Origin of the sequence: Comamonas sp. BIGb0152 (genome assembly GCF_024809975.1) — a bacterium.
Classification (GTDB): domain Bacteria; phylum Pseudomonadota; class Gammaproteobacteria; order Burkholderiales; family Burkholderiaceae_C; genus Comamonas.
The window spans coordinates 473727-498138 of the sequence record NZ_JANUDY010000003.1 but is presented as its reverse complement, the minus strand read 5'-3'; the positions used below and the strand labels follow the sequence as shown (position 1 = coordinate 498138).

Annotated in this window: 15 protein-coding genes and 1 tRNA gene; 13 read left to right on the top strand and 3 right to left on the bottom strand. The window is 62.1% G+C overall.

The genetic code is table 11. The features are described 5' to 3' along the window. Both M2375_RS09140 and M2375_RS09135 read left to right on the top strand, forming a co-directional pair. Positions 1-3195, top strand: a 3195-nt coding sequence (locus M2375_RS09140) for an RHS repeat domain-containing protein (protein WP_259165323.1), incomplete at its 5' end; no start/stop codon positions are given. Positions 3196-4248: 1053 nt separating this feature from the next. Further along, a complete protein-coding gene (locus tag M2375_RS09135) occupies positions 4249-5184 on the top strand; it encodes a LysR family transcriptional regulator (protein ID WP_259165321.1) in 936 nt (311 codons plus the stop codon). A gap of 7 nt (positions 5185-5191) precedes the next feature. Here the strand turns inward: M2375_RS09135 and hpnE are convergent, their stop codons facing one another. Then, positions 5192-6514: a hydroxysqualene dehydroxylase HpnE gene (gene hpnE, locus M2375_RS09130; protein WP_259165320.1), complete on the bottom strand. Its 1323-nt coding sequence runs from the start codon at positions 6512-6514 to the stop codon at positions 5192-5194. Then, complete coding sequence (gene hpnD, locus M2375_RS09125; RefSeq protein ID WP_259165319.1) at positions 6515-7357, bottom strand: presqualene diphosphate synthase HpnD; 843 nt, start codon at positions 7355-7357, stop codon at positions 6515-6517. 579 nt (positions 7358-7936) lie between these two features. Here hpnD and M2375_RS09120 point away from each other — a divergent pair. The 5 genes from M2375_RS09120 (at position 7937) to M2375_RS09100 (ending at position 14348) form a co-directional block, all read left to right on the top strand. Then, on the top strand, positions 7937-8617 hold the full coding sequence (locus M2375_RS09120) for a response regulator transcription factor (RefSeq protein WP_259165318.1): 681 nt from the start codon (positions 7937-7939) through the stop codon (positions 8615-8617). Beyond that, positions 8614-9951 carry an ATP-binding protein gene (locus M2375_RS09115; protein ID WP_259165317.1) on the top strand — a complete coding sequence of 446 codons (1338 nt, stop codon included), beginning with the start codon at positions 8614-8616 and terminating at the stop codon, positions 9949-9951. The genes M2375_RS09120 and M2375_RS09115 overlap by 4 nt, the downstream gene beginning before the upstream one ends. 131 nt (positions 9952-10082) lie before the next feature. After that, positions 10083-11051 (top strand): tripartite tricarboxylate transporter substrate binding protein, encoded by a 969-nt coding sequence (locus tag M2375_RS09110; protein WP_259165315.1) that lies wholly within the window; start codon positions 10083-10085, stop codon positions 11049-11051. A gap of 7 nt (positions 11052-11058) precedes the next feature. Further along, positions 11059-12708, top strand: coding sequence for a thiamine pyrophosphate-binding protein (locus M2375_RS09105; protein WP_259165314.1), 1650 nt, complete (start codon positions 11059-11061; stop codon positions 12706-12708). A gap of 92 nt (positions 12709-12800) precedes the next feature. Beyond that, positions 12801-14348, top strand: coding sequence for a DegQ family serine endoprotease (locus M2375_RS09100; RefSeq protein ID WP_259165312.1), 1548 nt, complete (start codon positions 12801-12803; stop codon positions 14346-14348). 185 nt (positions 14349-14533) lie between these two features. Here the strand turns inward: M2375_RS09100 and hpnC are convergent, their stop codons facing one another. Further along, positions 14534-15418 (bottom strand): squalene synthase HpnC, encoded by an 885-nt coding sequence (gene hpnC / locus M2375_RS09095; RefSeq protein ID WP_259165311.1) that lies wholly within the window; start codon positions 15416-15418, stop codon positions 14534-14536. Positions 15419-15624: 206 nt separating this feature from the next. Between hpnC and M2375_RS09090 the strand changes: the two genes are divergently transcribed. The 6 genes from M2375_RS09090 (at position 15625) to clpX (ending at position 24266) form a co-directional block, all read left to right on the top strand. Further along, positions 15625-16824 carry an efflux RND transporter periplasmic adaptor subunit gene (locus M2375_RS09090; protein WP_259165309.1) on the top strand — a complete coding sequence of 400 codons (1200 nt, stop codon included), beginning with the start codon at positions 15625-15627 and terminating at the stop codon, positions 16822-16824. Between the two features lie 9 nt (positions 16825-16833). Then, positions 16834-20082, top strand: a complete 3249-nt coding sequence (locus M2375_RS09085) for an efflux RND transporter permease subunit (RefSeq protein ID WP_259165307.1) — start codon at positions 16834-16836, stop codon at positions 20080-20082. Between the two features lie 154 nt (positions 20083-20236). Continuing rightward, positions 20237-20323, top strand: a tRNA-Leu gene (locus tag M2375_RS09080). Positions 20324-20815: 492 nt separating this feature from the next. Continuing rightward, positions 20816-22129 (top strand): trigger factor, encoded by a 1314-nt coding sequence (gene tig / locus M2375_RS09075; protein ID WP_259165306.1) that lies wholly within the window; start codon positions 20816-20818, stop codon positions 22127-22129. 155 nt (positions 22130-22284) lie between these two features. After that, positions 22285-22893, top strand: coding sequence for an ATP-dependent Clp endopeptidase proteolytic subunit ClpP (gene clpP / locus M2375_RS09070; RefSeq protein ID WP_133855485.1), 609 nt, complete (start codon positions 22285-22287; stop codon positions 22891-22893). A gap of 101 nt (positions 22894-22994) precedes the next feature. Continuing rightward, the gene (clpX, locus tag M2375_RS09065; RefSeq protein ID WP_259165302.1) at positions 22995-24266 is read left to right on the top strand and encodes an ATP-dependent Clp protease ATP-binding subunit ClpX; all 1272 of its coding nucleotides are present in this window, start codon (positions 22995-22997) and stop codon (positions 24264-24266) included. Positions 24267-24412 lie beyond the last annotated feature (146 nt).

Genomic DNA, 24412 nt, shown 5'->3' with positions numbered 1-24412 from the left:
CTGCAAAGCAGTACGGATGCCGCAGGCCGCATCACCCATTACGAGTACGACTTCCACGGCCGCATGACCCGGGTGACCTTGCCGGGTGGCAGCAGCGAGCAGTACCACTACCCCGACATCACCGGCACCCCCACCGACCTGGCGATCCGCGCCAACGCCGACAAGCCCATCCGCATCACCGATGCCAACGGCCGCGACAAACATATCGCCTACACCCCCACCGGCCAGACCGCCAGCTACACCGACTGCTCAGGCCACAGCACCCACTACGAATACAACCGCTGGGGCCAGACCGAGGCGGTGCGCAATGCGCTGGACGAGCGGGTGAGCTACCAATACAACGAGCAGGATCAGCTGCGATCCGTTTACTACCCCGATGGGAGCATGGAGCACTACACCTACGACGCCCGGGGCCAGGTGGTAGAGGTAAAGGCCGGGCGCAGTGATGACAAGAACAGCAAAACTCCCATCAGCACCACCGCCGCCAGTGTGCGCATGGCCTATGACCTGTGGGGCCGCCTCACCAGCCGCAGCCATGCAGGTCAGCATTTAGGCTTTGTCTACGATACCGCCGGCCGCCTGACCCAGCTCACCAACGAGAACGGCGAGCACACCCGTTTTAGCTGGGATGTGATGGACCGCTTGACGCAAGAAACTGGGTTTGAGGCCCGGGTGCAAAGCTACGAATACGACGCCGCCGGTCAGCTCACGCAATCCTCAGACGGCTGGGCTGCAGAGCAAAGCTTGGCTACGCACATCAGCCACTACGAATGGACTATCAGCGGCCAACTCGCCGCCCGCCATCTGCCAGCAACCGAGCTGCTCCCAGCCACCACCCAGCGCTACGAATGGGGCAAAGTGGGCGAGCTTCTGCAGGCGAGCGTGTGGCACCAAAGAGAAAACGACGCCGAAGGCCCAAGCCCTAATCCAAGCCAAGGCCAGAACCAAGAAGGAGTCTTGCAAAGCCAAGCGGTCATCGAACGCGATGCTGCAGGCCGGGTCGTTGGTGAAGTCCAGCGCCTCTACAAAACCCCTACCCAAGACGAGCTGCAAAACCGGTTCTTTACCCCCGAGATCGAGTTTGAACACCGCATTAGCCACCAGCTAGACGCCCTGGGCCACCGCCAGTCGAGCCAGCTGCAAGGCCTGGGTGACGTCGGCTACCTGCTCTACGGCGCGGGCCACGTGCACGACATCACCTGGCAAGGCGAGAGCCTCGTCAACTTTGAGCGCGACGCGCTGCACCGAGAGATTCACCGCCAAGTCCTCACCGATATCAAGAGCCAAACACCTGGTGAGAACACCGCCAAACCGCTTTACCGCAAGATCAGCTGGGACAGTGCCGGGCGCATGGAAACGATGCAGTGGATGGGCCTGGAGCAAGGCAGTGCGCTGGATGACATGCTCTCCATCCCAGGTGCATCCCAAGGCGGTGCTACTACCACCCGCGTCCCGCCAACCCTGCTCGGCGCCATGACCGCCCGGCAGTATTACTACGACAGCCTGGGCCAAATGGTCAGCATGCGCAGCCACGCCGGCATCAGCCGCTTTGCCTACGATGCAGCAGGGCGCTTAACAGGCGCCCACACACCCCATGCCGGATCACAGCGCTGGCAGTTTGACCCGGCAGGCAACCGGCTGCCCATCGCCGGGCCCGAAACCCGGCCCACCGCAACAGACGCCATCACCGGCCACCTCAACGAAACCGACCGCCTCAGAGCCCAGCAACGCGCCGCTGCACAAGCCAACCCCATCACCAAAGAGCAGCTGCTGCGCAGCGACTTCAACCCGCTCCAAGCGGACCCAGACCCGACTCAAAATCAGCCGCTGCACACCAGCAAACGCTGGGCCGGCAACCGCGTGGCCTATTACGAAAACCAGGAAGACGCGAGCTGCCAAGGCGCAAAGATCCACTACCAATATGACAGCCGAGGCAATCGAGTACAGAGTTTGGACGAGGCCACGGGCCGCAAGCTGGAGCTGATGTATGACAGTGGCAACCAGCTGGTGCAGGTAGTCGTCACAGAAAACGAAAAACAGACCGCCCAGCAGTATCGCTACGACGCCTTTGGACGGCGACTAGCCAAATACAACATGCCGGCCAACTCAGAATCAGGTGACTTAAGCGAAACAGACTACTTCGGCTGGGACGGCGACCGCCTCATCCACACCGAGCGCTTCAACAGCGCCAACGCGAAAGATGACGAAGGTGCAGCCCAACCAGAAGTCATCCACACCATCTACGAGCCAGGGTCGTTTACCCCACTCATCCAGCTGCGCAGAGCCACCAAAGCCGCGCCAGACCTGGGCGATGCACTGCTGGCCAACACCTCACCAGGCGTGGTGCAAGACGCGCTGCGCAGCGCCCTGGCAGATATCAAAGCACTCAGCACCACTCTGCCTCAGAACATCGCCTTTAAGTCCATGTCCAAGGACGTGCAGATCTTTATGCGCGAGCAGCTGCAGGAGTACGAGCAAACGTTGAGCGACCAACGCAAAGAAGCTGCAGAAAAAGTCGAGATCCGCCACTACCTCTGCGACCACCTGGGAACGCCCAATGCGCTGATCCGGGAAGACAGCCGGCTGGACTGGGCGGTGCAACTGGACGCTTGGGGGAATGTGCGGGCGGAGCACAACCCGAGCGATCTGTACCAGCCGATTCGGCTACCGGGGCAGCATGCGGATGGGAAGACGGGGCTTTATTACAACCGGCATCGGTATTATGAGTCGGGCATAGGCGGATATATCAATCAAGATCCAATTGGAAATGAAAAAAACTTTAATACGTTTTCCTATGTATTAAATAGCCCCAATTCGCTTAGCGATCCGCTGGGACTATTTCCAATGCTGCCTGCGTCTCCCAACATCGGCGATGCTCCTGGTACTAGAAAACCTGGGATATGCACAGGAACAAACTGTCAAGTGCCACCTTATACTGCGAAACCTGATGGATCAGGAGTGGAAATTGAAGGTCGGCAAAAAGAGCCTAAAGATTGGAAAAAGGATCAATCTAATTGTCATGCTCTCGTAGAGAATACGACGGGGTGTAGTTGCGCGGATATAAGCACTACTATCGTTGATTGTTTGGCGTGTGCATCAACGCTCAGTGGAGCAGCTAGAAGCGTTGGGGGAATTGGCGCGGCAGCAGGGTCAATTCCAAAAGAACAGTGTTATCAGAAGTATGGGATTACATAATGAATGCTTGCAAAGTCTTCGTTTTCATGGCGTTCGTAATAATTATTGCTCCTATTGCTAACCTTGCTATAGGATTAAATTACGAAATAAATAGTGGCCTGAGGATATTAAAAATAGATCCATTTCAATTTTATATGGAAATGTCAAGAATAATATTTTATTTTTTGAATGCTTTTATTTTAATATACATATTTGTGGTGAAGCGTGCGGAGATTTTTATGATTTTCTATGTAATTGCATTAATTCCGGTTTTATTGTTAATTTCCTCCGTTGCGAGGAGTGGGTTTTCAGTTGGTCAGATTGGGTTGCTAATTTATCCGGAGTTATGCCTGTCTATTTTGCTTAGTTGTGTTTATTTTTTATTTGAAAATATCAAGAAGCTGCGGTAGTATATTATTTTTTTTATACTATCAGTGCAGAATTAATCTAGGTTAAAATCTCAAATACAATTAAAAAATTAATCAATCATGTATTATTTCAATTTTATCGAGGGATTTGAAGAATTCGCGGGCAGATGATAATGTATGTAATATAATTCGGTTGTAGGAGTCGCATGCGGATAGGGGTAAATAATCATCATTATGAGTCGCAGATTGCTGCAATAATTATTACAATGAAAAATTTATTTGTAAGTTTCTTTCGGTGCCTTTTTTAATTCGGGATGTTGAAAGCAATTTAAATAATGCCGATTGCATCTGCGTCTTTTCCCCATGCACTACATAAACAAATATGAAAAAGGAAATGGGGAAATATGCGACATCATTGAAGATGTTGCGCTATTTTGAGCCTTCCATGAGCGATGGAAAAGTGACGCATGCAGTAATTCATAACAAAAAACTCATATTGATAAGAAACGAAAAAAGAAAAAATTGCTTGGAACATGAAGAGGGTTGTCGAAAAAACCAATAAGCCACTTCCCCCGACTTCCCACATTGATTGATCGCCGACACGCAATCGCAGACAAGTGCGGAGAGCGTCCATCCGCACGAGCCAATGGCGCGCATGCAGTTCTCTGCCCTATAGTCCGGGCACCACCCACTCCACCCCGCCACCATGCCCCTGCTCGACAGCCAACACGCCGATGAACTCAGCACCCTGCTGGCGGTGTTTGATGCCGGATCGTTTGTGGCGGCGGCTGCGCAGCTGCAGCGCCATCCGACGGTGCTGTCCAAAAGGCTGACGGCGCTGGAGGCGCGGTTGGGCATTCGGCTGCTGGAGCGCTCGACCCGCAAGCTGCGCTTTACCAGTGAGGGCCAGCATTTTGTGGCCCGGGTGCGCGAGGCCCTGGCCTTGCTGGACCAGGCCCAGCGCCAGGCCAGCGAGGCGGCGGCCGTGGTGCGTGGCTCGCTACGGCTGTCGCTGCCCGCCAGCATGGGCCGGCGCTGGCTCAGCCCCATGGTGGCCGCCTTTGCCAAAGCCCATCCGCAGGTGGTGCTGGATGTGGAGTATGCGGAGCGCTTTGTCGACATCATTGGTGAGCGCTTTGATGCGGCCATCCGCATTGGCTCGCTGGCGGACAGCAGCCTGGTCGCCACGCGGCTGTGCGAGCACCGGCGCCTGGTTTGTGCCGCGCCCAGTTATCTGGCCGCGCATGGTTGGCCACAAACCCCACAAGACTTGGCCGGCCACCACTGCCTGGGCTTTACCGGGCTGCGCAGCTACCCGCAGTGGCAGTTTTCGCGTGAGGGCGAATCCTGCGCGATCAGCATCCGCGCCAGCATGGTGAGCAACGACAACGAGGCCTTGCTGGTGGCGGCACGCCAAGGGCTGGGCATCATCGCCGGCGGCGATTGGCTGCTGGGCCCGGAGGTGGCGGCGGGGCATTTGCTGGAGGTATTGCCGGCTTGGCAGCTGCAGGCCGATGCTGGCATTTACTTGGTGCGGCCGTCCAGCCAATGGAGCAGCGCCGCATCCAGCGCCTGGCGCGACTGGGTGCTTGCGCAGTTTGCGCATGGCGCACCCTGGCGCCGGCCTGTGGGCAAGGTCTGAGGGCTTTTCAGGCCAGCACGTGGGCTGCAGCAATGCCGCTGCGCACGGCGCCTTCCAAGGTGGCGGGGTAGGGGCCGTCGATATAGTCACCGCAGGCGATCAGGCTTGGCGCAATCACCATCCCCGGGCGTTGCAGGCCAGGTGTGCAGGCAAAGGTGGCGCGCTTTTCCACCACGGTTTTGAGCGGTTGCAGCGCCAGTCCCAGCTGGGCCTGCGCTTGGGCGATGACCTGCTGCTCAATGTCGGCGCGGTCGCCATCGCTGGTGCTGATGACAAAGGCCAGCAGGCCGGCCGGGTCGCCCAGCTGGGCGCGGTCAAACACAAACTGCGCCGGCTGCGCAGGGCTGCTCTCCAGCGCCAGCCAGGGCGCGGGCAGGCTGTGGCCTTGGGCGCCGGGGGCCGGGTTCCAGGCGTAGACGGTGGCGATGGCCGTGTGCGCCAGGCGCTGGGCCGCATCGGCCCAGGCCTGGGCCTTGGCGTGCGCCGGAACGGGGGCCGATGGGTTGGCAAAGGCGGCTTGCACGAGGCGCGCTGCTTCCCAGGGCGGGCAGGCCAGCAGCACCTGGTCATAGCGGTGTCCGTTGATCTGCCAGCCGGACTCTGCCATGCCCAGCTGTTGCACCCGCGCGCTCAGATGGCAGTCATGGCCTCGGGCCTGCAGCCAGGTGGCGGCAGCCTCGGGGAAGAGCCGGCCCAGGTCCACCAGGGGCAGCCAGAAGTGCGAGCCTTTGTCGACCGCAAACAGGCTGTCTTGCAGCACGCGCAAAAAGACCTGGCCGCTGGCTTCGTGGATGGGGGTGTTGAGCGCCGAGATGCACAGCGGGTCAAAAAACTCCGCGAGCAAGCGCTGGGGCAGCCCGGCGCAGAGATCGGCCACGCTGGCCTGGGGCGGGCAGCGAAAGCCCTGGCGCCGCCAGCGCGCCGCCCGGGCGAGCAGTTGCAGGCGCTCTGGCAAAGACCAGCCCTTGGCGGTGGCGATGCCGATCAGGGCATCCCAGGGGGCGGGTCGGTCAGGAAAACGAATGCCTCGGCCATCGGGGTAGCGCAGGGCCAGGGGCCGTTTGCTGAAGGAGGCATCGGTGCTGACGCCCACCCGCTCCATCAGCGCGCGACAGGCGGTATAGGCACCAATCAGAATGTGCTGGCCGTTGTCGACCGTGACCGTCTCGCCGCCGGGCAGCGCCAGCGGCAGCCCGCGCGCGCGGCCGCCCCAGTGGGCTGAGGATTCCCAGACCGTGACCTGGTGCGCGCTGTTCGCGGCCAGCTCAACGGCAGCGGCCATGCCGGCCCAGCCGCCGCCGATCACGGCGATACGTTGGCTGCGGGCCACTTACATGCGGCCCAATGCTTGCATGCGCCAGGCCAGCCAGAGCTTGCGCAGAGGGGTCAGGCTGACGCGCTGGTGCAGCACCTGGAACTTGTCCTGCTCGATCTCGCGCAGCAAGGTGCGGTAGATGCTGGCCATCATCAGCCCGGGCTTTTGCGCGCGGTAATCGGCTTGGGGCAACAGGGCCAGGGCCTCGTCATAGAGCTGGTGGGCGCGCTGGGCCTGAAAGCGCATCAGCGCCTCAAACCGGTCCGAGTATTTGCGGTTAATCACCTCGTGCGCCTTGACATCAAACTGCTGCAGCTCATTGACCGGCAGGTAGATGCGGCCACGCATTGCGTCCTCGCCCACGTCGCGGATGATATTGGTGAGCTGGAACGCCAGCCCCAGCTTGTGGGCGTACTGCGTGGTTTGCGGGCTGGTCTGGCCAAAGATGCGGGCCGCCACTTCGCCCACCACGCCTGCTACCAGGTGGCAGTAGCGCTGCAGCCCGGGGAAATCGAGGTAACGCGTCTGCTCCAGGTCCATCTGGCAGCCTTCAATCACCGCCAGCAGATGCTCGGCCTGGATGGAGAAAGCGCTGGCATGCGGCATCAGCGCCAGCATGACCGGGTGGCTGGGCTGGCCGGCAAAGCTTTTGCGAACCTCGCTTTGCCACCAGGCCAGCTTGGTCGCCGCCACGCCTGGGTCCGTCACCTCATCGACCACATCGTCTACCTCTCGGCAAAAGGCGTAAAAGGCGGTGATGGCCGCACGCCGGTCTTTGGGCAGGAAGAGGAAGGCATAGTAAAAGCTGCTGCCGGAGGCTGCGGCCTTGTTTTGAACATACTGCTGGGGCGTGGTCATAAGCGCCGTATTGTCCCATGGGCCAGAGGCCCGGGGACATTACCCCGGCGATAGACGCGCAAGTCATCGCGGCGCCTTGCTGGGCACTTCTATGGGGCTCGGCAGCGCGGGCTAAAGGGCCACCCGGAGCGGGGTGAGTGCTTGCACAGCTTTGTTGACATTGGCTGGAATGGGCTGCGCAAGCGGATCAATAAAGTCATTTATTCAAGTAAATTCAAAAGACTGTGCACTGGCGCTGGATCAGCGCAGGCGTGTGCCAGCAGGAGCAGAAGTCTTTTGTTGCAATAGTTGTTGGGTATTGACATGTCGAGCTTCATATAATCGCGTTCGCCATTGAGCACAAGGGGAGATGCAAGCCGCCCGGGTACCAGGACCAAAGCCAACAATAAGTCCGGGTTCCCACACCAACGGCGGCATGTGCGGAGGGAAGCCGCAGACACCACGATTGACGGGGTGTTTGTGGCGGGTCTTTCTGTCGTGGATCTAGCAGGGTACGGGCTGAACACCATTGAGGGGTTCAGCCCGTTTTCCTTGGGGCCTGTTGGCCGCCGCCTTAGGGGCCGCTTGCATAATGCTGGCATGCGCATACTCCTGGTAGAAGATGATCAGATGATTGGCGAAGTGGTGCTCGATGCACTGCGCGCCGAATCCTGGGCGGTGGACTGGGTCAAGGACGGGGCCATGGCGCAGACCGCGCTGGCCACGGCCGGCTACGACCTGGTGCTGCTCGACCTGGGCTTGCCCAAGGTGGATGGGCTGCAGGTGCTGCGCGAGATGCGCGCACGCCAGGTCCGCATCCCCGTGCTGGTGGCGACGGCACGCGACGCCATTGCCGAGCGCGTGGCGGGGTTGGACGCCGGTGCCGATGACTACATCATCAAACCCTATGATCTTGACGAGCTGCTGGCACGCATCCGCGCGCTGCTGCGCCGCGCCAGCGGCCGGGCCGAGCCCGAGTACTGCTGGGGCCAGGTGCGCTTGGTGCCCGCCTCGCGTGAGGCCTTTGTGGCTGGGCAGCCGGTGCCACTGTCGGCGCGCGAGTGGGCGGTGCTCGAACCCCTGATTGCGCGGCCCGGGCGCGTGCTCTCGCGCGCGCAGCTGGAGGAAAAGCTGTACTCCTGGCGCGACGACATCAGCAGCAATGCCGTGGAGGTCTACATCCACGGGGTGCGCAAAAAGCTGGGCGCCGATCTGATCCAGAACGTGCGCGGCCTGGGCTACCTGGTGCCGGTCGAGTCGCCAACAGGGGTGGCACCTTGAGCACTGCTTTGTGGAACAGACGGCCTTTTTCGCTGCGCGCGCGGCTGATCTGGGCGCTGCTGGCCGTCGTGGCCGTGGCCGCCTGCCTGCAGGCTTTCAGCATTTACCGCACGGCGCGTGCCGAGACCGAAGCGCTGTTTGATGTGCAGATGCAGCGCATTGCACTGGCGCTGTCTGCCGGGCTGGCCTCCGAGGTGGCATCGGATGCGCTGGCCGACCCGCAGGCCAAGGCCCAGGACATGATTGTGCAGATCTGGCGGGCTGACGGCATCATGCTCTACCGATCCAGCAACTCACGCCTGCTGCCCCAGGTGGCTGTGCTGGGTTTCAGCGATGCACGGGCCCATGGCCTGGCCTTTCGCATCTATGCGTTGCAGACACCGACCCAGGTGATCCAGGTGGCGCAGGAGGCGGCATCGCGCAAGCAAATGGCCGGCAATGTGGCCTTGCGCTCCATCGTGCCGGTGTTGCTGCTGGCGCCGTTGATCATGCTGGTGGTGTGGTGGGTGGTGGCCCGTACCTTGGCGCCTTTGGCGCGCACGCGGGAGCAATTGGCAGCGCGCCGGGCCGATGATTTGTCGCCGCTGGCCGATGCCGATTTGCCGCTGGAAGTGCAGCCACTGGTGCAGGAGATGAACCTGCTGCTAGCCCGTTTGCAGGCGGCCTTTGATGCATTGCAGCGCTTTGTGGGCGATGCCGCCCATGAGCTGCGCACCCCCTTGGCGGCCCTGCGCCTGCAAGTGCAGGGCTTGGCCCGCGCACCCGATGATGCCGCGCGGCGCGTGGCCAGCGAACGGGTGATGGCCGGCATCGACCGCGCGACGCGCATGGTGGAGCAGCTGCTGCACCTGGCCCGCCAGGAGGCCGGGCAGATGCAGGCGGCCCCCGCCCAGCCGGTCGCAATGGCTGCGCTGTGCGAGATGGCAGTCGATGAGTTGCAGCCACTGGCCCAGCAGGCCGGCTTGACCTTGCAGCACCAGCTGGATGAAACGCTGGAGCCCGTGCAGGGCCAGCCCGATGCGCTGGGCCTGCTGCTGCGCAACCTGCTGGAAAACGCGCTGCGCTACACCCCCGCCGGTGGCCAGGTGCTGTGCCGCTGGTACCGCGATGCGCAGGGCCAGCGCGTGCTCAGCGTCGAGGACAGCGGGCCCGGCGTGGACCCCGAGGAGCGTGAGCGGGTGTTGGACCGCTTTTACCGCGTGCCCGGCACCGTCGCGCATGGCAGCGGGCTGGGGCTGGCCATTGTCAGCGCGGTGGCGCGCCAGCATGGGGCGGAGTTGCTGCTGGATGCGTCGGAGGATCTTGGCGGCCTGCGCGTGCGAGTCATTTTTTAAACGCTGACGGTGCAAACTGATTCGTTGTAAATATCAGCTTATTCAATCTGCGAACTTCAAGGGTTAGCAGGGGGAGGGGGCGGCTGGTACCTAAGGGATAAAGGAGCGCACAAGAACCTTAGGAGACCGGCATGAATCCTTGGAGCATCGCGCTCAGCGCAGCGTTATTGGGGGTGTGGGGCGCTGCAGCGCAGGCCCAGCCCAAGCCCTTTCCGCAGCAGCCCATCAAGCTGGTGGTGGGTTATTCGCCGGGTGGCTCGGTCGACATTGTGGCGCGGCAGTACGGGCAAAAGCTGTCGGAGCTGCTGGGCCAGAGCGTGATTATCGAGAACAAGGCCGGCGCGAGCGGCACCCTGGCGGCCAATGCCGTCAAGAACGCGGCGCCCAATGGCTACACCCTGTACTTTGTCGCCAGCCCCACGATCAGCATCACGCCGGCGGTGACCAGCACCAGCTTTGATCCAGTCGCGGATTTCTCTCCCATCGGCTCGGTGGTCAAGTACACCAATGTGCTGCTGGTGGGCGCGCAGTCGCCGTTCAAGTCGCTGCAGGAGCTGGTGGCCTTTGGCAAGGCCCAGCCTGGCCAGCTGAGCTATGCCTCGGCCGGCAATGGCTCGTCCAACCACCTGTCGGGCGTGCTGCTGGCCAAGTACGCGGGCATCACGATGACGCATGTGCCCTTCAAAGGCAATGCACCGGCGATGGCCGAGCTGATGGCCAACCGCGTCTCCATCCTGTTTGACCTGAACACCACGGCCGTCACCCAGGTGCAGGGCGGCAGCGTGCGGGCGCTGGCGCTGACATCGCCAGCGCGCAACCCGCAGCTGCCCAACACGCCGACCATGGCAGAGGCCGGTTACCCGGACTTTAACTTTGAGGGCTGGATTGGCCTTTTGGCGCCGGCCAAGACCGCGCCCGAGGTGATCGAGGCGCTGGCGCAAGCCAACCAGAAAATCCTGGCCGATGCCCGCTTTGTGGCCGACATGGAGCGCTCGGGCTATGCCATTGACCCGGTGAGCACCGCTGATCTGAAAAAACGCATCGCCAGCGACTACGCCTTCTTCAAGCCATTGGCCCTGGACGTTCAGGCCAGCCAGTAAAACCACCATGCCACACACTTTCAATATCGGCGACCTGGTCGCCCAGTTTCTGCATGCCATCGATACGGAGCTGGTCTTCGGCATCATCTCCGTGCACAACATCCCGATCATGGACGGCATTGCCCGCCAGGGCGGCATCCGCGTGGTGATGACGCGCGGCGAGATGGGCGCCGCCCACATGGCCGATGGCTATGCCCGGCGCAGCGGCAAGCTGGGGGTGCTGGTCTCCAGCACCGGGCCGGGAGCGGCCAACACCGTATCGGGCTTGCTGGAGGCCTCGTTTGCCTCCACGCCACTTTTGCATATCACCGGCCAGGTGCCGCGCAAGTTTTTGGGCCGCGACACCGGCGCCACCCACAATGTGCGCGACCAGCTGGGCATGCTGCAAAGCGTCTGCAAGGCCAGCTACCGCATTGAGCGCGCCGAAGACGCGCTGCGCATTTTGCAGCAAGCGGCCACCGAGGCGCTGACGGCGCCGATGGGGCCGGTCAGCATCGAGATTCCGATCGATGTGCAAAAGCAGCCCATCCCGGAGGTCGATGTGGGCGCAAGCCTGGCGCTGCCGCCCCTGCCAGCACGCCCGCGTGCCAGCGATACCGATATTGCGCAGCTGGCCGCGCGCGTGCGCGCCGCGCGGCGGCCCATGCTGTGGGTGGGGCGGGGCGCCATTGATTGCGGAGTGCCTTTGCAGCAGTTGCTGGACATGGGCTTTGGCATGGCATCGAGCTGGGCCGGGCGCGGCATTGTGCCCGAAGACCATGCCTGCAACCTGGGCGGCCTCAACGGCACCGGCGCGCCCGAGGTCACCAGCTTTTACGAGACCGTGGATTTGATGCTGGTGGTGGGCTCGCGGCTGCGCGGCCAGGAGACTGTGGACCAAAGCCTGGCCTTGCCCGGCCAGCGGGTGCAGATTGATGTGGACCCTGCTGCCCAGGGGCGCAGCTACGACTGCGCGCAGTTTGTCTGCGGCGATGCCTGCGATGTGCTGGAGCGCCTGGTGGCCGCGCTGGGCAACTACCAGGCCGAGCCTGGCTACCGCGCACAATTTGCGGGCATGAAGCAGCGCGCCCGCCAGGCCTTTGCCAGCACTTTGGGGCCTTATGCCAGCTTTGCCGAGCAGCTCCGAAGCCAGTTGCCGCGCAACGCGGTGTGGGCGCGGGATATCACCGTGGCCAATTCCACCTGGGGCAACCGTTTGTTCGAGGTCTATGGCCCCCGCGATGCCATGCACCCGGTGGGCGCCGGCATTGGCCAGGGCCTGCCGCTGGGCATCGGTGCGGCCTTTGCCGCACAAGGCGCCAAGACGGTGGTGCTGAGCGGCGATGCCGGCTTCATGATGAATGTCTGCGAGCTGTGGACGGCCATGCAAGAGCAACTGGACATGCTGCTTATCGTCATGAACGACGCCGGTTATGGCGTCATCAAGCACATGCAGGATGCCAACTTTGGAGGCCGGCGTGTTTACGGCGATCTGGCGCCGCCGGACTTTGCGCTGCTGGCGCAATCGGCCGGCATGGCCTACCGCAAGCTCGACCAGGCCGATGGCTTGGCAGAGGCCGTGGCCCAGTTGGCCAGCCAGCGAGGGCTGGCATTGCTGGAGGTCGATATGCTGGCCATCGGCGAGGCACCGGCGTATTTTCCGTACCAGAAGTCGTGACGGCGAAAGTGATGCGCGCCTAAGTTTCCGCTAAGTCTGGGCAGGCACATTAGCTCCATCGACACCATGCAAGTGGTTTTCAGGAGTACAAAATGTCTGTTCCTTCTTTTCAACTCGGTTCGCGCAAACTGGTAGCTGCCTTGCTGACGGCCGGTGTGTTGGGTGGCGTGGGGGCGTCTGCACTGCAGCATGTGCAGTGGAGCGCCCATGCGCAGAACGCACCTGCGGTCGTGGCCCAGGCGGGCACGGCTGCGGCACCGATGGTGAGCCTGCCCAATTTCAGCACCATCACCCAACAGGCCGGGCCTGCGGTGGTCAATATCAGTGTGCGCGGCACCCGCACGGTCTCGGGCGATGGGGACGACGGCGATGATGCCGATGCCGCACCCTCGGCCAACCGGGGCCAGCAGATGGACCCCAATGACCCGATGCTGCAGTTTTTCCGCCAGTTCGGCTTTGGCGTGCCCCAGCAAGGCATGCCGCGCGGCTTTGGCCGCCAGGTGCCGCAAGAGGTGCCCATGGCCGGTGAGGGCTCGGGCTTCATCATCAGCCCCGATGGCACCATCCTGACCAATGCCCATGTGGTCAAGGGCGCCAAGACGGTGACGGTCAAGCTCACCGACCGGCGCGAGTTCAAGGCCAAGGTGCTGGGCTCGGACCCCAAGACCGATATCGCGGTGATCAAGATCGATGCCAAGGATTTGCCGGTCGCCAAAATTGGGGACTCCAAGTCCATCCAGCAAGGTGAATGGGTGCTGGCCATCGGCTCGCCCTTTGGCTTCGAGAACTCGGTGACGGCGGGTGTCGTCAGCGCCAAGGGCCGTGCATTGCCCGATGACAGCTCGGTGCCTTTTATCCAGACCGATGTGGCGATCAACCCCGGCAATTCCGGCGGGCCACTGATCAATGCGCGGGGCGAGGTGGTCGGCATCAACTCGCAGATCTACAGCAAGAGCGGCGGCTACCAAGGCCTGTCCTTTGCGATCCCGATTGACCTGGCGGTCAACATCAAGGACCAGATCGTCTCGCACGGCAAGGTCGACCATGCCCGCCTGGGTGTTGTGATCCAGGAGGTCAACCAGGCCTTTGCTGATTCCTTCAAGCTGCCCAAGCCCGAAGGCGCCTTGGTCGCCAGCGTGGAAAAGGGCGGCCCCGCCGACAAGGCTGGTTTGCAGCCCGGCGATGTGATCACCGGCTACAACGGCCAGGCGATTGTCTCGTCCAACGACCTGCCTGCAGCCATTGCCACGGCCCGACCCGGCACCAAGGCCGAGCTGCAGGTATGGCGCGGCGGCAAGGCCACCAGCGTGCAAGCGACCTTGGGCGGCAATGTCAGCAAGGGCGAGCAGGTCGCCGGCAATGAGAAGGTTGGCAAGGGCAAGCTGGGCCTGGCGCTGCGCGAGTTGACGCCCCAGGAAAAGCAGGCCAGTGGCAGCCAGCAAGGCTTGATCGTGGAGCAAGCCGCCGGGCCTGCAGCGCTGGCCGGGGTACAGCCGGGGGATGTCGTGCTGTCCGTCAATGGCGCGGCAGTTACCGGGATCGATGATCTGCGCAAGCAGGTCGCGCAGTCCGACAAGTCGGTGGCCTTGCTGATCGAGCGCAATGGCCAGAAGATTTTTGTACCCGTGCAGCTGGGTTAAGAAAGGTTAGACCATGACAAGCGTATTCCCCACCTGGGCAAAGGATGGCTGAGCACTGAGCCGCCTGGCCGCAAGGCCCGTAAACACTCTCCTCGGGGGTTCCCATAACCCCTTTAGGCCGGATCTGAGGATGCGGCCTTTTTTTTGTTGGCGCGGCAGCGGGCGAATACCGGGCGGATAGCGGCCTACATGCGCCAGGCGCGCCACAGCATCAGCGGCCCGTCGCCCTTGCCTATGGTGCGGCGCTGCCACAGGCTTTGGCCTTGCAAGGCCTCGACCTTGTCCAGAATGCGCAAGCCCCCTTGCACCACCAGGCGCAGCTCCCAACCAGCGCGGCCGGGCACGCGGTGCACCAGCGGCGCGCCTTCGTCCATCAAGCGGCGCGCCCAGGCGGCCTGGTCCATCACCAGCTGGCGCAGCGCCGGGCCGTCCTGGCGCTGTTGCATGGCGCTGGGGGTGATACCGGCGGCCTGGCAGTCGGCATCGTTCAGGTAGTAGCGGCCCCGTGGAATGTCCACACTCAGGTCCTGCCAGAAGTTGATCAGTTGCAGCGCGCTGCAGATGGCATCGCTCTGGGCCAGCGAGCTCGCATCGTTCACGCCATACAGATGCAGCAGCAAACGCCCCACCGGGTTGGCCGAGCGGCGGCAGTAATCAAGCAGTTCCCTGCGGTCGGCATAGCGCGCGCCTTGGGCGGTCTTGTCGATGTCTTGCATAAAGGCGCTGATCAAATCATCGAGCAACGATACTGGCAACTGCCATTGAACGATGGCCGCCTGCAGCGGTGCAAAGACGGCTTGCCAGCGGGCCAGCGGCGGCTTGCTTTGGGCGATATGGGCCAGCGCATCGCGGTAGGCCTGCAGCTCGGCCAGGCGGGTGGGGGCATCGGCATCGCCCTCGTCGGCGATGTCATCGGCCGTGCGCGCAAAGTGGTAGATGGCGGCAATGGGCGGGCGCAGCGCCGGTGGGCACAGCCAGGAGGCCACCGGAAAATTCTCGTAGTGGGTGACGGGCGTGGCCACGGTGGCCGGGGCGGCAGTCGCAGAAGGGGAGGGCGTGGAATCTTTCACAGCGCCGATGCTAGCGCATACCGCAGGGTGTGGCTGCCAAGCATTGACAGCCGAGAGCGAACTGTCTAAATTAGTGACCGTTTGGTCATTAAGGGCCCTCTGCGCAGCGCTCGTCTGGGTGTTTGGCAGCGGGTCCTTGGTGCGTTTCCCTCTTTCCATCTGCCGGGCCAGGGTCTTCTTGGCCTCTCACTGCCCGATTGCACACCATGTTCCTACCTCTTCGAGCGCCCAGCGCGCGTGCCGCAGTGCTGCTGCTGTCCATTGCTACCGTGGCCACATTGGCGGCCTGTTCACGCCAGGAATCCCCACCCGAGCCGATGCGGGCTGTCAAGCTGCAAACGGTGGGTGCCGTGCCGCTGCAGGCACAGACGGCGTTTGCCGGCGACATCCGCGCCCGCACCGAGGCGCAGCTGGGCTTTCGCGTAGCGGGCAAGGTGCTCAGCCGCAATGTGGAGCTGGGCCAGGCCATCCAGCCGGGGCAGTTGCTGGCCCAGCTCGATGGCACCGATTACGCACTGGCCGCGCAGGGCGCCCAGGCCCAGGTGCAGGCCGCAACCACGCAGCGCGATCTGGAAGAGGCCAACTACCGCCGCTTCAAGGAGCTGCGGGACAAGAATTTCATCAGCGCCGCCGAGATGGAGCGCCATGCGGCAGCGCTGAAATCGGCCCAGGCCCAGCTGGACCAGGCCAAGGCCAATGCCGCCAGCCAACGCAACCAGACGGCCTATACCCGCCTGGTGGCCGATGTGGCCGGGGTGGTGACTGCGGTGAATGTGGAGCCCGGCCAGGTGGTGGCTGCTGGCAGCCCCGTGCTGCGCGTGGCCAAGGATGGTGCACGCGATGCCGTGTTTGCCGTGCCCGAGGACCGCATTGGCCAGCTCAAACCCGGCCAGCCGGTGCAGGTCAAGGTCTGGCCTGAGGAGCAGGCGCTGGGCGCCCATATCCGCGAAGTGGCCGCCAGTGCCGATGCCGCCACGCGCACCTACCAGGTCAAGGCGTCGTTGGATGCCGCACCCAATGAGGTGCTGCCCAAGTTGGGCGCCACCGTGACCGTGGTGCCTGCGCAGCGCCCTGCAGCGATGGACAAGGCCGCCGATGTGATCAAGCTGCCTTTGTCGGCGCTGTGGGACAAGGCCGGCAGCAGCCAGGTCTGGGTGTTTGACCCGGCCAGCTCTACCGTCAACCCGCAGGCGGTGACCGTGGCGCGCATGGATGGCAATGACGCCGTGATCCAAAGCGGCCTGCAGACCGGGCAGCAGGTGGTGATTGCCGGCGTGCATGTGCTCAGTGCGGGCCAGAAGGTGACGGTGTTCCAGTCCAAGTACGCCGCCACGGCGCCCGCGCTGACCCAGACCGATGCACCGGTGGTGAATGCCCCCGCTGCTGCTGCTGCGCCCAAGCAATAAGAGGTGCGCATGCAAACACCTCAGAACACACCGGAAGACACCGGCACGCCGGGATCCACACCCCCATCGGGCCCAGGGCCGGAGGGCGAAAAACACAGCGCCCGCCCAGGCTTTAACCTCTCGCGCTGGGCGCTGCAGCATGTGCCGCTCACGCGCTACCTGCTCATCATGCTGCTGTTGCTGGGCATGGGGGCTTACTTTCAGCTGGGGCAGGATGAGGATCCGCCCTTCACCTTCCGCGCGATGGTGGTGTCTGCCGCCTGGCCGGGCGCCACCGCCCAGCAGATGGCCGAGCAGGTGACCGACAAGGTCGAGCGCACCTTGCAGGATGTGCCCAACGCCGACAAGATCGTCAGCTACTCCAAGCCCGGCGAGATGCTGGTCATCCTGAACCTGCGCGAAGACACCCGGCCCCAGGATGTGCCGCAAACCTGGCTGGCGGTGCGCAAAAAGGTGGGCGATATGCGCGCCAGCTTGCCCCAGGGCGTGCTCGGGCCATTCTTCAACGATGACTTCGGCGACGTCTATGGCGTGATTTACGCGCTGCAGGGCGAGGGCTACAGCTACGCCGAGCTCAAGGAATATGCCGACAGCGTGCGCCAGAGCCTGTTGCGGGTCAAAGATGTGGCCAAGGTCGAGCTGTTTGGCGTGCAGGACGAGAAGCTCTACATAGAGATATCGCGCAGCAAACTGGCCCAGCTGGGCCTGGACATGAACCAGGTCATTGCCCAGCTCGGCCAGCAAAACGCGGTGCAAAGCGGCGGCGAGGTGCAGGCCGGCGCCGACCGGGTGCAGGTCGAGGTGACCGGCGAGTTCCGCCAGTTGGACGACGTCAAGGCCATGCCCATTCGGGGGCCCAATGGCAACCAGCTCAAGCTGGGCGATATTGCCGACATCTACCGCAGCTACCTGGACCCGGCCAAGACCAAGGTGCATTACCAGGGCCAGCCGACCGTGGCCTTGGGTATCTCCATGCGCAAGGGCGGGGATGTGATTGCACTGGGCAAGCACCTGCATGAGGCGGTGGGCAAGATTGTGCCGACCCTGCCGGCCGGTTTGCGGCTGGAGAATGTGCAGGACCAGCCCAAGGCGGTGGCTACCTCGGTCAACGAATTTGTGCGCGTGCTGATCGAGGCGGTGGTGATTGTGCTGGCCGTGAGCTTTTTGAGCCTGGGTATGCATATCCGCAAGGGCAAGGATCCGCTGTGGCGCCGGATCAGCTTGGATCCGCGCCCTGGGTTGGTGGTGGGTATCACCATTCCGCTGGTGCTGTGTGCCACCTTCCTGGCCATGTGGTACTGGGGCATTGGCCTGCACAAGATCTCGCTGGGCTCCTTGATCATTGCGCTGGGCCTCTTGGTAGACGACGCCATCATTGCCGTCGAGATGATGGTGCGCAAGCTTGAAGAAGGCTATGACAAGCTGAGCGCGGCGACCGCTGCCTATGACATCACCGCCAAGCCCATGCTGACGGGCACCTTGATCACGGCGGCGGGCTTTATGCCGATTGGCATTGCCAAATCCACCACGGGCGAATACACCTTTGCGATCTTTGCGGTGACGGTGATCGCGCTGGTGATCAGCTGGGTGGTATCGGTCTACTTTGTGCCTTACCTGGGCACGGTGTTTCTCAAAAAACCCCGGCATGTGCCGCCAGCCGGGGAGGGTGGCGAGCATGCGATGTTTGACACCCCTTTCTACAACGGTTTCCGCCGCACCGTCTCCTGGTGTGTGGAGCACCGCTGGCTGACGATTGGCGCAACGGTGCTGGTGTTTGCGCTGGGCCTGTTTGGCATGACGCGCGTGCAGCAGCAGTTCTTCCCCGATTCCAACCGCACCGAGATCCTGATGGATGTCTGGTTGCCCGAGGGATCGAGCATGGCGGCCAACGAGGCGGTGACGCGGCGCATCGAGCAGCGCATGCAGACCCAAGAGGGCATGGAGTCGGTCACCTCCTGGATCGGCTCGGGTGTGCCGCGCTTTTACCTGCCGCTGGACCAGATCTTTCCGCAGTCCAATGTGTCGCAGCTGATCTTGCTGCCCCACAACCTGGCCGACCGCGACCGCCTGATGAAGCAGCTGCCGACCTTGCTGGCCCAGGAGTTCCCGGAGGTGCGGGCCCGCGTCAAGCTGCTGCCCAGCGGCCCGCCCGTGCCTTACCCGGTGCAGTTCCGTGTGATGGGTGAGGACCCCAAGCTGCTGCGCACGCTGGCGACTGAGGTGCGCGCCAAGCTGGAAGCCTCGCCCGATATGCGCGGCGTGAACGACAACTGGAACGAATCCATCAAGGTGCTGCGCCTGGAGGTGGACCAGAGCAAGGCCCGCGCACTGGGCGTGAGCAACCAGAGCATTGCCCAGGCCACACGCACCCAACTGTCGGGCAACACCATCGGCCAGTATCGCGAAGGTGACAAGCTGATCGACATGGTGCTGCGCCAGCCGGTGGACGAGCGCCAGGCCGTGACCGATGTGGGCAATGCCTATGTGGCGTCCAGCAGCGGCCAAGCGATCTTGCTGTCGCAGATTGCCAAGCCGAGCTTTGTCTGGGAGCCGGGCATTTTGTGGCGCCAGGGGCGCGAGTATGCGATCACCGTGCAAGGTGATGTAGCCGCCGGCCTGCAAGGCCCGACGGTGACGCAAAAGCTCTGGCCTGATCTGCAAAAGCTGCAGCAGGGCTGGGCCGACAAGGGCCTGAACCAGTACCGCATCGAGATTGCTGGCGCGGTGGAGGAAAGTGCCAAGGGCTCGGACTCCATCATGGCGGGCATGCCCATCATGGTGTTTCTTGTCTTCACTTTGCTGATGCTGCAGCTGCACAGCTTCAGCCGCTCGGTGCTAGTCTACATCACTGGTTTCCTCGGGATATCCGGCGTGACGGCGGCATTGTTGCTGCTCAATCGGCCCTTTGGTTTTGTGGCCTTGCTGGGCGTGATCGCGCTGATGGGCATGATCCAGCGCAACTCGGTGATCCTGATCGACCAGATCGAGGCCAACCATGCCGCCGGCCTGTCGACCTGGGACGCGATTGTGGAGGCTGCCACCCACCGGCTGCGCCCCATTGCGCTGACGGCCGCGGCGGCGGTGCTGGCGATGATCCCGCTGTCGCGCAGCATCTTCTGGGGCCCCATGGCTGTCGCCATCATGGGCGGGCTGGTGGTTGCCACGGTGCTGACCTTGCTGGCGCTGCCCGCGATGTACGCCGCCTGGTACCGGGTGAAAAAGGAGCACAGCGCGGTGCCGCTGTCGGCCGCTGTCTGAGCGCGGCGCAGCCCGGGCCTGCCGGCAACGCCGGGCCCGGCAGCAGGGGTGGTTTTTGGCCGGTTTTGCTGAAAATACCAATGGCTTGCATGTAGAATCGCGGATTGACCTAAAAACAGGCAGGTTGGCTTTCTAGCCGGCCGGAGCCGCAACCGCGCGGGTGGCGAAATTGGTAGACGCACCAGGTTTAGGTCCTGACGCCAGCAATGGTGTGGGGGTTCGAGTCCCCCCCCGCGCACCAAAAAATTGATAGCTGTATATCTATATGCAGCTTGGGTTACTGATGAATCAGAGCCGAATTTCCAACAGGAGATTCGGCTTTTTTCTTGTCTGCGGTGGCGGGGGCTCGCGGCCCGCCTCGAGCTGAACCCGCTTCATCACGGTCTTGGCAGCGCGGATAAGAGCTGGCTTTATATATAATGTTTGGTTTCGGTCGATGGCGCCTTGCGCTGCACCGCTTTCGTGACAACGCTGGTTTTTGCCGCGTCATGCCAGGTGTTGCTTGCTACTGAATGCGCTGTCATCGTTTGATTTTTGGGTGTGCTGGGCTTAGGGCCAGTCGCCTATCTAAATGGGACCCCAGGTTGTAAAACGGTGCCAAGCCCCGTTGATACCGCCCCTGATGCGACACGGATAGTCCTCGCAGCAGACGCAAGCTTGACCGCTTGCAGGGCAGTATTGATGGCGTTTGCACACCGTGGCCGGAAGGGTTCGTGCCTAACTAGGATTAACCATGGCAGTGAATGTTGAAACCCTTGAAAAGCTCGAGCGCAAAATTTCGCTGAGCTTGCCTCTCGCATCCGTGCAAACCGAAGTGGACAGCCGCTTGAAGCGCCTGGCCCGCACCGTGAAGATGGACGGTTTCCGTCCAGGCAAGGTGCCGATGAACGTGGTGGCACAGCGCTATGGCTATTCCGTACAGTACGAAGTGCTCAACGAGAAGGTCGGCGAGGCTTTTGCCAAGGCTGCCAATGAAGCCGAACTGCGCGTTGCAGGCCAGCCCAAGATCACCGAAAAAGACGGCGCTGCCGAAGGTGAGCTGGCATTTGATGCCGTGTTCGAAGTGTTCCCCGAAGTCAAGATCGGTGACCTGGCTTCCGCAGAAGTGGAAAAGCTGGCCGCTGATGTGGACGACGCTGCCATCGAAAAGACCATCGACATCCTGCGCAAGCAACGCCGCACCTTCGCCCAGCGCCCAGCCGACACGGCTGCCGTTGACGGCGACCGCGTGACCGTGGACTTCGAAGGCAAGATCGACGGCGAACCCTTCGCTGGCGGCAAGGCCGAGGCATTCCAGTTCCTGATCGGCGAAGGCCAGATGCTCAAGGAATTCGAAGACGCAGTGCGCGGCATGAAGACCGGCGAATCCAAGACTTTCCCCCTGGCATTCCCTGAGGACTACCACGGCAAGGAAGTGGCTGGCAAGACCGCCGACTTCCTGGTGACCGTCAAGAAGGTGGAAGCCGCCAACCTGCCCGAAGTGAACGAAGCACTGGCCAAGTCCCTGGGCATTGCTGACGGCTCCGTTGAAGGCCTGCGCGCCGACATCAAGAAGAACCTGGAGCGTGAAGTCAAGTTCCGCGTTCAGTCGCGCAACAAGCAAGCCGTGATGGAAGCCCTGGTTTCCAAGGCTGAGCTGGACCTGCCCAAGGCCAGCATCGACGCCGAAGTCGGCCGTCTGCTCGAAGGCGCCCGTGAAGAGCTCAAGCAACGTGGCATCAAGGACGCTGAAAAGGCAGAAATCCCTGCTGACGTGTTCCTGCCCCAAGCCGAGCGCCGTGTGCGCCTGGGCCTGGTGGTTGCCGAGCTGGTCAAGTCCAACAAGCTGGAAGCCACGCCTGAGCAAATCAAGGCCCACATCGACGAGCTGGCATCGAGCTACGAGAAGCCAGAAGACGTCGTGCGCTGGTACTTTGGCGACCGCCAACGTTTGGCCGAAGTCGAAGCCGTTGTGATCGAAAACAACGTGACCGAGTTCGTGCTGGGCAAGGCCAAGGTCAGCGACAAGGCTGTGTCCTTTGACGAGCTGATGGGCCAGCAAGGCTGATAGGCGCGTACGCTGGACGGCCATGGCCGCCAGCGCTGCTGCCAGCCAAAAACAGGGGCTTGTGCTTTTGGGCACAGGCCCCATTTTATTGGGGTACAGTTAGCGCAGTCACAGTGCATTGACGCTAGCTTCCACCAATCCTGAACGGAGATGTAATGAGCGCACAAGATATTCAGAACTTGGGTTTGATCCCGATGGTGATCGAGCAATCGGGCCGTGGTGAGCGCTCGTTTGACATTTATTCGCGTCTGCTCAAGGACCGCGTGATTTTCCTGGTCGGTGAGGTCAACGACCAGACCGCCAACCTGGTGGTGGCCCAGTTGCTGTTCCTGGAAAGCGAAAATCCCGACAAAGAGATTTCGCTCTACATCAACTCGCCCGGCGGCAGCGTGACTGCTGGCATGGCCATCTATGACACCATGCAGTTCATCAAGCCCCAGGTCTCGACCATGTGCCTGGGCTTTGCCGCCAGCATGGGCGCTTTCCTGCTGGCCGCTGGCGAAAAGGGCAAGCGCTACTCGCTGCCCAACTCCAAGATCATGATCCACCAGGTGCTGGGCGGCGCACGTGGCCAGGCCACGGACATCGAAATCCATGCCCGCGATATCATCCGGACCAAGGAGCAGATGAACCGCATCCTGGCAGACCGCACTGGCCAGCCTTATGAAAAGGTCAAGGCCGATACGGAACGCGACTACTTCATGACGGCCCCGGAGGCCCAGGAGTACGGCTTGGTGGATACTGTGGTAGAAAAGCGTCCATAAGTCGGCTTTTACAGATAAGCGGCCGCAACCCTACCGGTTGAGGCCGCTTTGTAGTTGGTTATCATTGTTTCCACATAGATTCGATTGAAGGCATTGCCCCCATGGCCGAGAAAAAAGGCTCATCCAGCGAAAAAACCCTGTACTGCTCGTTCTGCGGCAAGAGTCAGCACGAGGTGAAGAAACTCATTGCCGGACCGTCCGTGTTCATCTGCGATGAGTGTATCAACCTCTGTAACGACATCGTGCGCGACGAAGTAGCGGCAGAAGGCAAGGAGGGCGAGAAGGTCAAGGGTGATGATCTGCCGACGCCGGCCGAGATCAAGTCCACCCTGGACAACTATGTCATTGGCCAGGACCCTGCCAAGCGCACCTTGGCTGTGGCGGTGTACAACCACTACAAGCGTCTGGCGCACAAGGACAAGGCCGGCAAGGACGATGTGGAGCTGTCCAAGAGCAATATCTTGCTGATTGGCCCTACGGGTTCGGGCAAGACCTTGCTGGCCCAGACCCTGGCCCGCCAGCTGAACGTGCCCTTTGTGATGGCCGATGCCACCACCTTGACGGAAGCCGGTTATGTTGGCGAGGACGTCGAGAACATCGTGCAAAAGCTGCTGCAAAGCTGCAACTACGATGTGGAGCGTGCCCAGCGCGGCATCGTCTACATCGACGAAATCGACAAGATCACCCGCAAGGCCGACAACCCCTCGATCACCCGCGACGTATCGGGCGAAGGCGTGCAGCAGGCGCTGCTCAAGTTGATTGAAGGCACGATGGCCTCGATTCCGCCCCAAGGCGGCCGCAAGCACCCGAACCAGGATTTTCTGCAGGTCGATACGACCAATATCCTGTTCATCTGCGGCGGCGCATTTGCCGGGCTGGAGAAGGTGATCGAGAACCGCTCCGAAGCCTCGGGCATCGGTTTTGGCGCCACGGTCAAGAGCAAGCAGCAGCGCTCCATCTCTGAGGCCTTCCGCGATATCGAGCCGGAAGACCTGATCAAGTTCGGCATCATCCCCGAGCTGGTGGGCCGCCTGCCGGTGGTGACGGCCTTGGCCGAGCTGTCGGAAGATGCGCTGGTCCAGATCCTGACCCAGCCCAAGAACGCGCTGGTCAAGCAGTACAACAAGCTGCTGGGTATGGAAGGCGTGGAGCTGGAAGTGCGCCCTGACGCGCTGACCGCGATTGCGAAGAAGGCCCTGGCCCGCAAGACTGGGGCACGTGGTCTGCGCTCGATTCTTGAGCAATCGTTGATGACCACCATGTTCGACCTGCCCACCACGGACAACGTGGCCAAGGTGGTGGTCGAAGAGGCGACGATCAACGAAGGCAAGCCACCGCTTCTGGTGTACCGGGAAGCGGCCAAGAAGGCCTGATCGGCCTGATGGCAGAGACCTTGTGGACTCTGCCATCTGTGTTTTACAAGGATCGCCCGGCGCCGCCGGGCTGTATCCAAAGGGCTTGAGGGTGCATTTGCCAGCCGGCACCCGCCCTTGCCCCTGGTTTTTGATGGCCAAGGGTT

What these genes read in the sequence shown, in the direction of transcription:
- M2375_RS09085 (WP_259165307.1), top strand. Translation starts at nt 16,834, where the DNA reads ATGCAAACACCTCAGAACACACCGGAAGACACCGGCACGCCGGGATCC.
- M2375_RS09100 (WP_259165312.1), top strand. Translation starts at nt 12,801, where the DNA reads ATGTCTGTTCCTTCTTTTCAACTCGGTTCGCGCAAACTGGTAGCTGCC.
- clpX (WP_259165302.1), top strand. Translation starts at nt 22,995, where the DNA reads ATGGCCGAGAAAAAAGGCTCATCCAGCGAAAAAACCCTGTACTGCTCG.
- M2375_RS09135 (WP_259165321.1), top strand. Translation starts at nt 4,249, where the DNA reads ATGCCCCTGCTCGACAGCCAACACGCCGATGAACTCAGCACCCTGCTG.
- tig (WP_259165306.1), top strand. Translation starts at nt 20,816, where the DNA reads ATGGCAGTGAATGTTGAAACCCTTGAAAAGCTCGAGCGCAAAATTTCG.
- M2375_RS09110 (WP_259165315.1), top strand. Translation starts at nt 10,083, where the DNA reads ATGAATCCTTGGAGCATCGCGCTCAGCGCAGCGTTATTGGGGGTGTGG.
- M2375_RS09105 (WP_259165314.1), top strand. Translation starts at nt 11,059, where the DNA reads ATGCCACACACTTTCAATATCGGCGACCTGGTCGCCCAGTTTCTGCAT.
- M2375_RS09120 (WP_259165318.1), top strand. Translation starts at nt 7,937, where the DNA reads ATGCGCATACTCCTGGTAGAAGATGATCAGATGATTGGCGAAGTGGTG.
- M2375_RS09090 (WP_259165309.1), top strand. Translation starts at nt 15,625, where the DNA reads ATGTTCCTACCTCTTCGAGCGCCCAGCGCGCGTGCCGCAGTGCTGCTG.
- clpP (WP_133855485.1), top strand. Translation starts at nt 22,285, where the DNA reads ATGAGCGCACAAGATATTCAGAACTTGGGTTTGATCCCGATGGTGATC.
- hpnD (WP_259165319.1), bottom strand. Translation starts at nt 7,357, where the DNA reads ATGACCACGCCCCAGCAGTATGTTCAAAACAAGGCCGCAGCCTCCGGC.